Here is a 7,392-nt window from a genome sequence, read left to right on the forward strand (position 1 = left end):
GCCCGGACCCGCGCGGCGGGAGCGGGAAGGCGACACCGCCGTCAGGAGTGGCGATGTGAAGTGCGACCTGGGACACTGAACCGGTTATGCTGTGGACATGATTGCGAGGACTAGGAGCTGACATGACAGATCTCAATTTCCCTGAGGGTCTGCGCTATTCGGCGGAGCACGAGTGGGTCGCCCGCACGGATGACGCTTCCGTCGTCCGTGTAGGGGTCACTGACTTCGCGCAGGACTCGTTGGGTGATGTCGTCTATGTCGATGCTCCTGAGCTCGGTGACTCCGTCACCGCCGGCGAGTCCTGCGGTGAGGTGGAGAGCACCAAGAGCGTCTCCGATCTCATCGCACCCGTCTCCGGTGAGGTCGTCGCCGTCAACGAGTCCCTCGAGGACTCACCCGAATCCATCAATTCCTCGCCCTACGGCGACGGCTGGATCTACGACGTGCGCCTCAGCGATCCCGCTGAGGTCGACGCGCTCATGGATGCACCCGCCTATCGGGCGGCCGCAGAGAGTGAAGGAGCCTGATGTCTCAGCAGAACGGCGGGTTCCCCGGCGAGCAGCAGGGCCAGGGTTCACCGACCTCCGCGACCCCGCACGTCTTCCCGTTCGGCACGCCGCAGAGTCCGGAGCAGCAGCCCTGGCAAGGGCAGTCGCAGCAAGGGCAGTCGCAGCAGGGCCAGCAGTGGCAGGAGCAGGGTCAGCAGCCGGGCTACGCGGATCCGCAGGGGCAGGGCCGGCCCCAGAACGTCTGGCCGGGCCAGCCGCAGGGTGCTCCCGGCGGATTCGGCTCCGGACCGCAGTTCTCCGCACAGTCCCAGGGCGGCACGCCTCCGCAGCAGTGGGGCGGAGAGCCCGGTCAGCAGTGGGGCGCCCCCACCGGTTCCCAGCCCGAACAGCCGTACCAGCAGCCCCAGGGGCAGCAGCAGGCACAGCAGCCGTACGAGCAGCAGGGCCAGTGGCCTCAGCCGGACGCGCAGCCGCAGGGGTCGCAGCCGCAGTTCTCCGGGATCCTCGACCCGCACACCGGTGAGATCCACCCCGTGCCGGACCTCTCCGGCCTCGACGCCACCGACGCGCTCCTCGTGGTGGTCTCCGGTCCTGACGCCGGTGCCCAGATCCTCCTCGACACGGACGTCGTCACGGTGGGCCGCAGTCCCAACGCGGACATCTTCCTCGACGACGTGACGGTCTCGCGGAAGCATGCGGAGTTCGTCCGCACGCCCAGCGGCTTCACCCTGCGCGACACCGGCTCACTCAACGGGACCTACGTGGGCCGGCAGCTCATCGACTCGATCGAGCTGCAGAACGGTGCGGACGTGCAGATCGGCAAGTTCCGCATGATCTTCCAGCAGCGTCCCCGCACCAGCTGAGCCGGACTGCCATGGCTGAGATCGAAGCCGAGGTCGTGGGGATCAGGATCGAGCTGCCTGCGAATCAGCCGATTCTGGTCCTCAAGGCCCTGGACCGTCCCCGGTACCTGCCCATCTGGATCGGTTCGCAGGAGGCCGCCTCCATCACGATGGCGAAGAAGATGCTCGTCTCGCCGCGGCCCCTCACCCACCAGCTCGTCATCGACGTGCTGGGCCGGTACGGTGCCCGGATCACGGAGGTCGCGGTCACCAGCCGTGAGGGCCAGACCTTCATGGCGGAGATCCGCACGGACGACGGCCAGGTCATCTCCGCCCGCCCCTCCGACGCGGCCCTGCTCGCACTCACGGCGGACGCGAAGGTCTACATCGACGAGACGGTCCTCGCCGACGACGGGATCGATGCGCCGGAGCCCGACGAGGATGCGGTCGCGGAGTTCCGCGAGTTCCTCGACCACGTCTCCGCGGAGGACTTCGACCCCGCCGCCGAGGCGCCGGAGCCCGAGGCCGGACCGGCGGACGAGGGCGACCATCCGGATGCCGACACGGACGGCGATGACGAGCGCTGACTGCGTACTCTGGTGCCGTCAGCCGCAGCGCGGCGGACGGCGGCTCCGCACCGAGGAGCACAGCAGCACGGAGAACGACAGAAAGGCCGGCCATTGAGCTTCCATGACGACCCCCGCTACGAAGCGGTGGGTTCTGCGCAGGCGACCCCGGAGACCCTCGCAGGACTGGAGACCTGGCGCGACCTCGCCCCTCAGCAGCAGCCCACGTATCAGGATCCCGCGGAGCTCGAGGCGGTCCTGCAGGAGCTGCGAGCCGTGCCCCCGCTCGTGTTCGCGGGTGAGGCGGACGTGCTCCGCAGCCGCATCGCAGAGGTCGCGGCCGGCCGGGCATTCATGCTGGCCGGCGGCGACTGTGCGGAGACCTTCGCGGACGCCACGGCGGACAAGATCCGCCGCCGCGTCCAGACCGTCCTGCAGATGGCTGCGGTGCTCACCTACGCCGGTTCCGTCCCGGTGGTGAAGATGGGGCGGATGGCCGGCCAGTTCGCCAAGCCCCGCTCCTCCGACACGGAGACGCGCGATGGGGTGACCCTGCCGTCCTACCGCGGCGACATCATCAACAACCACGAATTCACGCCCGAGGCCCGCCGGCACGATCCGGGCCGCCTCCTGCAGGCGTACCACACCTCGGCGTCCACCCTGAACCTCCTGCGCGCCTTCACCCAGGGCGGCTTCGCCGATCTGCGGCGCGTGCACGAGTGGAACCGGGGCTTCCTCGGCTCCAACCCCAACTACCACCGCTACGAGCAGATCGCACGGGAGATCGACCGTGCGCTGAAGTTCATGGACGCCTGCGGTGCCGACTTCGAGGCCCTGGGCACGGTCGAGTTCTTCGCCGCGCACGAGGCGCTCCTCCTCGAGTACGAACGCGCGCTCACGCGCATCGACTCCCGGACCGGCAACCCCTACGCGGTCTCCGGCCACTACCTGTGGATCGGCGAGCGCACCCGCGACCTCGACGGGGCGCACGTGGACTTCCTCTCGAAGGTCCACAACCCGATCGGCGTGAAGCTGGGTCCGAGTGCCACGAAGGACGACGTCCTCCGGCTCGTGGACAAGCTGGATCCGGAGCGCACTCCGGGCCGTCTGAGCTTCATCACGCGCATGGGCGCCGGCCAGATCCGTGAGAAGCTGCCGGCCCTCCTCGCGGAGGTGGGACACGAGGTGCCGCAGGTCGCGTGGGTCTGCGACCCCATGCACGGCAACACCATCACCTCCGGCAACGGCTTCAAGACCCGCCGCTTCGAGGATGTGGTCGAGGAGGTCGCGGGCTTCTTCGACGCGCACGCGGAGGCCGGGACGGTGCCGGGCGGTCTGCACATCGAGCTGACCGGCGACGACGTCACCGAGGTCCTGGGCGGCGGTGCCCAGATCGACGAGGAGGGCCTGCGCCGCCGGTACGAGACGCTGGTGGACCCGCGCCTCAACCACGACCAGTCGCTGGAGATGGCGTTCCAGGTGGCCGAGCTCCTCACCCGCGCCTCGCGGGCATGAGCGCGGGGCAGGCCGCTCCGGTGGCGGATCTCCGCTCGGACACGCTCACCCGCCCCTCGGAGGGCATGCGCCGGGCGATGGCGTACGCGGACGTGGGCGACGACGTGTACGCCGAGGATCCCACGGTGAATGCCCTCGAAGCCCGTGTGGCGGAGATGTTCGGACACGAGGCGGGCCTGTTCTGCCCCTCCGGCACCATGACGAACATGCTGGGCGTGGCGGCGAGCGTGCCGCGCGGCACCGAGCTCCTCGCGGAGTCCCGGGCCCACGTGCTGCGTGCCGAGGTGGGCGGCCACGCCGCACTCGCGGGCGTCACCAGCCGCACGTGGATCTCGCCGGACGGCACCCTGGACGCGGACGCCGCGATGTCGCTCGCGGAGCGGGCGAACGGATACAACCAGGTGGGCACCGCCGCGATCACCGTGGAGAACACGCACAACTTCTCCGGCGGACGCGTCGCGGCGCTGGACGAGCTGCGCCGGCTGCGGACGCTGACCGCAGAGCGGGGGATCCGCGTCCACATGGACGGTGCGCGGGTCGCCAATGCCGTGGTGGCCTCGGGCTGCTCCTTCGCGGACCAGGGGGAGTGCGTCGACAGCCTCAGCCTGTGCCTGTCCAAGGGATTGGGAGCGCCCGTGGGCAGCGTCCTCACCGGTGACGCGGAGCTCATCGGTGAGGCCCGCTACCTGCGCAAGCGCTACGGCGGCGGGATGCGGCAGGCCGGGATCCTCGCTGCCGCCGGCCACTACGCCCTCGAGCACAACGTCGACCGCCTCGCCGAGGACCACGCACGTGCGCATCTCATTGCCGCGCGGGTGGCGGAGGCGGTGCCCGGCACGTGCGATCCGGACATCGTCGAGACGAACATCGCCTTTCTCAGCACGGCGGCGCTGACGGTGGACGCGGCGGAGTTCGCTGAGCTCGCGGCCGCACGCGGAGTGCGCATCACGCCGCTGGGGGAGCAGGCCTGCAGGCTCGTCACCCACCTGGACGTGGACGACGCGGCGGCCGGGTCCGCGGCCCGGATCCTCGCGGAGCTCGCGGAGCGCACCGCGGCCTGAGGCTCCGTCGCCTACTCGTCGGCCTTCTTCTCGTCCTCGGAGTCCTTCTTGTCGGACTCCTTCTCGTCTCCGGAGTCCGCCGGTGCCTCGGGGCCCTTCGAGACCCGGAGGATGATGAGGTCGTCCTCGTGCTTGAGCTCGCCCGCCTTCGGGTACTGCGAGACGACCTGGCCGGAGGCGACCTCGTCGTCGAACACGTCGTCGCGGGCCACACGGAACCCCATGCGCGCCAGCCGGCCGAAGGCGGAGTCGTAGTCGATGCCGGTGACGACCGGCACCTCGATGGGCTCGACGCCCTTGGAGACCACGAGGTCCACCGGAGTGCCCTTCGCGACGGTCTCGTCCCCGCCCACGCCCTGGCTGATGACCGTGCCCTCCTGCACGGTGTCCGAGTACTCGCGGGTGATCTTGCCCAGCACCATCCCGGAGGATTCGAGGGAGGTGCGGGCATCGGCCTCCGCGGAACCGGTGACGTCCGGCACCCGGAAGAGCTCCTCACCCTGGGACACCTGCAGCGTCACGGTCCCTCCGGGCTCCAGCTCCGTGCCTCCGGCGGGGTCCGCCCCGAGCACGAGGCCGGCGGGCACCGTGGCGCTGTAGGCCTCCTCCTGCTCCACCGTGAATCCGGCATCCTCGAGAAGGGTCACCGCCTCGGCGACGTCCTGGCCGGTCGTGACCTCCGGGACCACCGCGGTGCGGTCCTGGAGGAGGTAGATCCCGCCCGCCACGAGGCCGAGTGCCAGGACCGCGGCGACGAGGAGCCAGGCGAGCCTGCCGCGGCGGCGCGGTGAGCGCTCGTCGGCGGCCAGCAGGGTGCCGGCGGAGCCCCCGGCGGCCGCTGCGCTGGTCTCCGCGGCGGTCCTCTCCGCCTTCGCCCCGGCCGTGTCCGCGTCGTCCGCCTCGGTGTCCGCCTTCTCCGCGACAGCTGCGGCACCGGCGGGAGCGTCCGCCTCGCCGGCCTCGTCCTCGAGGTACGGGATCTCGTCCGTGGTCCGCGGCACCTCACCGGAGTCCGCGGCTGCCGCGGTGCGGATCGTCGCAGTGGGGACGAGCAGCGGACGGGTCTCGTCGAGCGCGGCGGTGGGCAGCTCCTCCGACCCGAGGTCCAGCTCGTCCGGACTCAGCTCCGCGCGGGCCTCCGCCAGCGCCTCGCGCAGCGCCGTCGCCGACTGGGGGCGCTCCTCGGGGTCGCGTGCCGTCGCCCACAGGACGAGGGCGTCGAGGCGCGGGGACAGCTCGGGGACGAGGGACGAGGGCGGAGGGACGTCGTCGTGCACGTGGCGGTAGGCGACCCGGATCGGCACCTCGTCCGTGTACGGCTGCTCGCCGGTGAGCATCTCGTAGAGCATGATGCCGACCGTGTAGAGATCGGTGCGTGCGTCGGCCCCGGTGCGGGTCACGAGCTCCGGGGCCACGTAGCCCACGGTGCCCATGAGCGTCTTCGTCGTCGTCGCGGCGCTCACCGCCCGTGCGAGGCCGAAGTCCGCGAGCTTGATCTTCCCGTCCTCGCCGAGCAGGACGTTGTCCGGCTTGAGGTCGCGGTGGATCATCCCGGCGGCGTGCACCGCCTCGAGGCCCGCGAGGACGGCATCGAGGACCACGAGGGACTGCCGGGGGGTGAGGTGGCCGCGATGGCGCAGCTCCCGGCGCAGGGTCACGTTCGGCAGGTACTCCATGACGAGGTAGACCGCGTCGCCGTCGCGCCCGGTGTCGTGGACGGCCACGAGGTTGGGGTGGATGAGCCCGGCCGCGGCGCGCGCCTCGCGCTGGAAGCGCTCCACGAAGCCGGCGTCGTCGATGAGGTGACGGTGCATGACCTTGAGCGCCACGACCCGGTCGAGACGGAGGTCCGTGCCGCGGTACACCATCGCCATGCCGCCGCGGGCGACCGGCGCGTCCACGCGGTAGCGGTCGTCCAGGGCGACCCCGATGAGGGGATCCGTGAGCGTGGTCATCGTCGCACCTCCGCGCGCAGACGTTCGGCAATGATGAGTGCGCTCGAGGCGAAGCGCGCGGTGTCCGGGTAGGGGCCGTGTGCGCGTACGGAGCGCAGCCCCTGGTAGTAGGCGCTCAGGGCCTCCCTCTCGTCCGCGGCGACGTCCGTGAGCGCGGCGAGGATGACGACCCCGGCGGTGACGTTGTCACGCGCGTCCAGCACATCGAGGCGCCGGGCGATCCTCACCGAGGCCGTCCACGCGGCGTGCGGGGTCACCTGCATGATCCCGATCGCGTTGCCGGGGCTCACCACGCCGTGGTGCCAGCCGCTCTCCAGCTGCGCCACGGCCGAGGCCAGCTGCGGGTCCACCCCGTGCTCCGCCGCGACGGTCTCGATCATGCGGCGGGCGGCCCGGCGGGAGGGGATCGCGCGGGCCGTGAGCGAGCGCTTGTTGATCCGCGCGGCGAGCACCGTCTCCTCCGGGTAGCCGTGGGCGTCCGCCGCCACGGCCGGCAGCTCGCCGAGGTCCTCGGGCCTGCGCAGGGGCCGCTGGCTCATGGCGCCGGAGCCGGAGAGGGCGAGCAGCTCGCCCTCGACGATGAGGGAGGACTCGCCCATCGCGTTGGCGCGCCGGATGTCCGCCCGCGAGCGGTGCTGCGCCGCGGCGATGGAGGCCAGCGTGTCGCCCGGGCGGACGCGCACGGCGGCGGCGCCGGACGAGGGGCGCCTCTCCGGCAGCGAGAGGATCTGTCCGGGGCGCAGCCGGGGCCTCCTGCCGAGGCCGTTGAGCTCGACGAGGGCCGGTGCCGAGACGCCGAACCGGGCGGCGACGGAGGGCAGGTCGTCGCCCTCGCGCACCCGGTAGGTGCGCCCGCCGTGGGTGACGGGGACCGACTCTCCGGCCGTGCCGGAGAGGTAGCCGGGGCCGCTGGGGATGTCGAGCGGCAGCGCCGGGGGCTGAGC

The 7,392-nt window shown here is 71.6% G+C and carries 6 protein-coding genes and 1 pseudogene; 5 read left to right on the forward strand and 2 right to left on the reverse strand.

Translation table 11 applies throughout. From position 1 onward, the window contains the following. Nucleotides 1-122: 122 nt before the first annotated feature. The 5 genes and pseudogenes from gcvH to Q0A33_RS13220 all read left to right on the forward strand — a co-directional run bounded on the left by gcvH (nt 123) and on the right by Q0A33_RS13220 (nt 4,493). Complete coding sequence (gene gcvH / locus Q0A33_RS13200) at nt 123-527, forward strand: glycine cleavage system protein GcvH (protein ID WP_291797598.1); 405 nt, start codon at nt 123-125, stop codon at nt 525-527. Between the two features lie 548 nt (nt 528-1,075). After that, nucleotides 1,076-1,372 (forward strand): annotated as a pseudogene (locus Q0A33_RS13205) (FHA domain-containing protein); the annotation flags it as partial. Between the two features lie 11 nt (nt 1,373-1,383). Continuing rightward, nucleotides 1,384-1,938, forward strand: coding sequence for a bifunctional nuclease family protein (locus Q0A33_RS13210; protein WP_291797601.1), 555 nt, complete (start codon nt 1,384-1,386; stop codon nt 1,936-1,938). Nucleotides 1,939-2,031: 93 nt separating this feature from the next. Beyond that, on the forward strand, nt 2,032-3,432 hold the full coding sequence (locus tag Q0A33_RS13215; RefSeq protein ID WP_291797604.1) for a class II 3-deoxy-7-phosphoheptulonate synthase: 1,401 nt from the start codon (nt 2,032-2,034) through the stop codon (nt 3,430-3,432). Continuing rightward, nucleotides 3,429-4,493 (forward strand): threonine aldolase family protein, encoded by a 1,065-nt coding sequence (locus Q0A33_RS13220; RefSeq protein WP_291797607.1) that lies wholly within the window; start codon nt 3,429-3,431, stop codon nt 4,491-4,493. Before Q0A33_RS13215 ends, Q0A33_RS13220 begins: the two co-directional genes overlap by 4 nt. An 11-nt stretch (nt 4,494-4,504) precedes the next feature. On the opposite strand, the gene pknB is transcribed toward Q0A33_RS13220, so the two are convergent. After that, nucleotides 4,505-6,448, reverse strand: a complete 1,944-nt coding sequence (pknB, locus tag Q0A33_RS13225) for a Stk1 family PASTA domain-containing Ser/Thr kinase (RefSeq protein WP_291797610.1) — start codon at nt 6,446-6,448, stop codon at nt 4,505-4,507. Further along, the coding region (locus Q0A33_RS13230) for a LysM peptidoglycan-binding domain-containing protein (protein WP_291797613.1) at nt 6,445-7,392 on the reverse strand (948 nt) is incomplete at its 5' end. The genes Q0A33_RS13230 and pknB, both read right to left, overlap by 4 nt.

The organism is Brevibacterium sp. (genome assembly GCF_022712115.1).
Lineage (GTDB): Bacteria > Actinomycetota > Actinomycetes > Actinomycetales > Brevibacteriaceae > Brevibacterium > Brevibacterium salitolerans.

Excerpts from the sequence above, each read along its gene's own strand:
- gcvH (WP_291797598.1), top strand. The coding sequence starts at position 123 with ATGACAGATCTCAATTTCCCTGAGGGTCTGCGCTATTCGGCGGAGCAC.
- Q0A33_RS13210 (WP_291797601.1), top strand. The coding sequence starts at position 1,384 with ATGGCTGAGATCGAAGCCGAGGTCGTGGGGATCAGGATCGAGCTGCCT.
- Q0A33_RS13220 (WP_291797607.1), top strand. The coding sequence starts at position 3,429 with ATGAGCGCGGGGCAGGCCGCTCCGGTGGCGGATCTCCGCTCGGACACG.
- pknB (WP_291797610.1), bottom strand. The coding sequence starts at position 6,448 with ATGACCACGCTCACGGATCCCCTCATCGGGGTCGCCCTGGACGACCGC.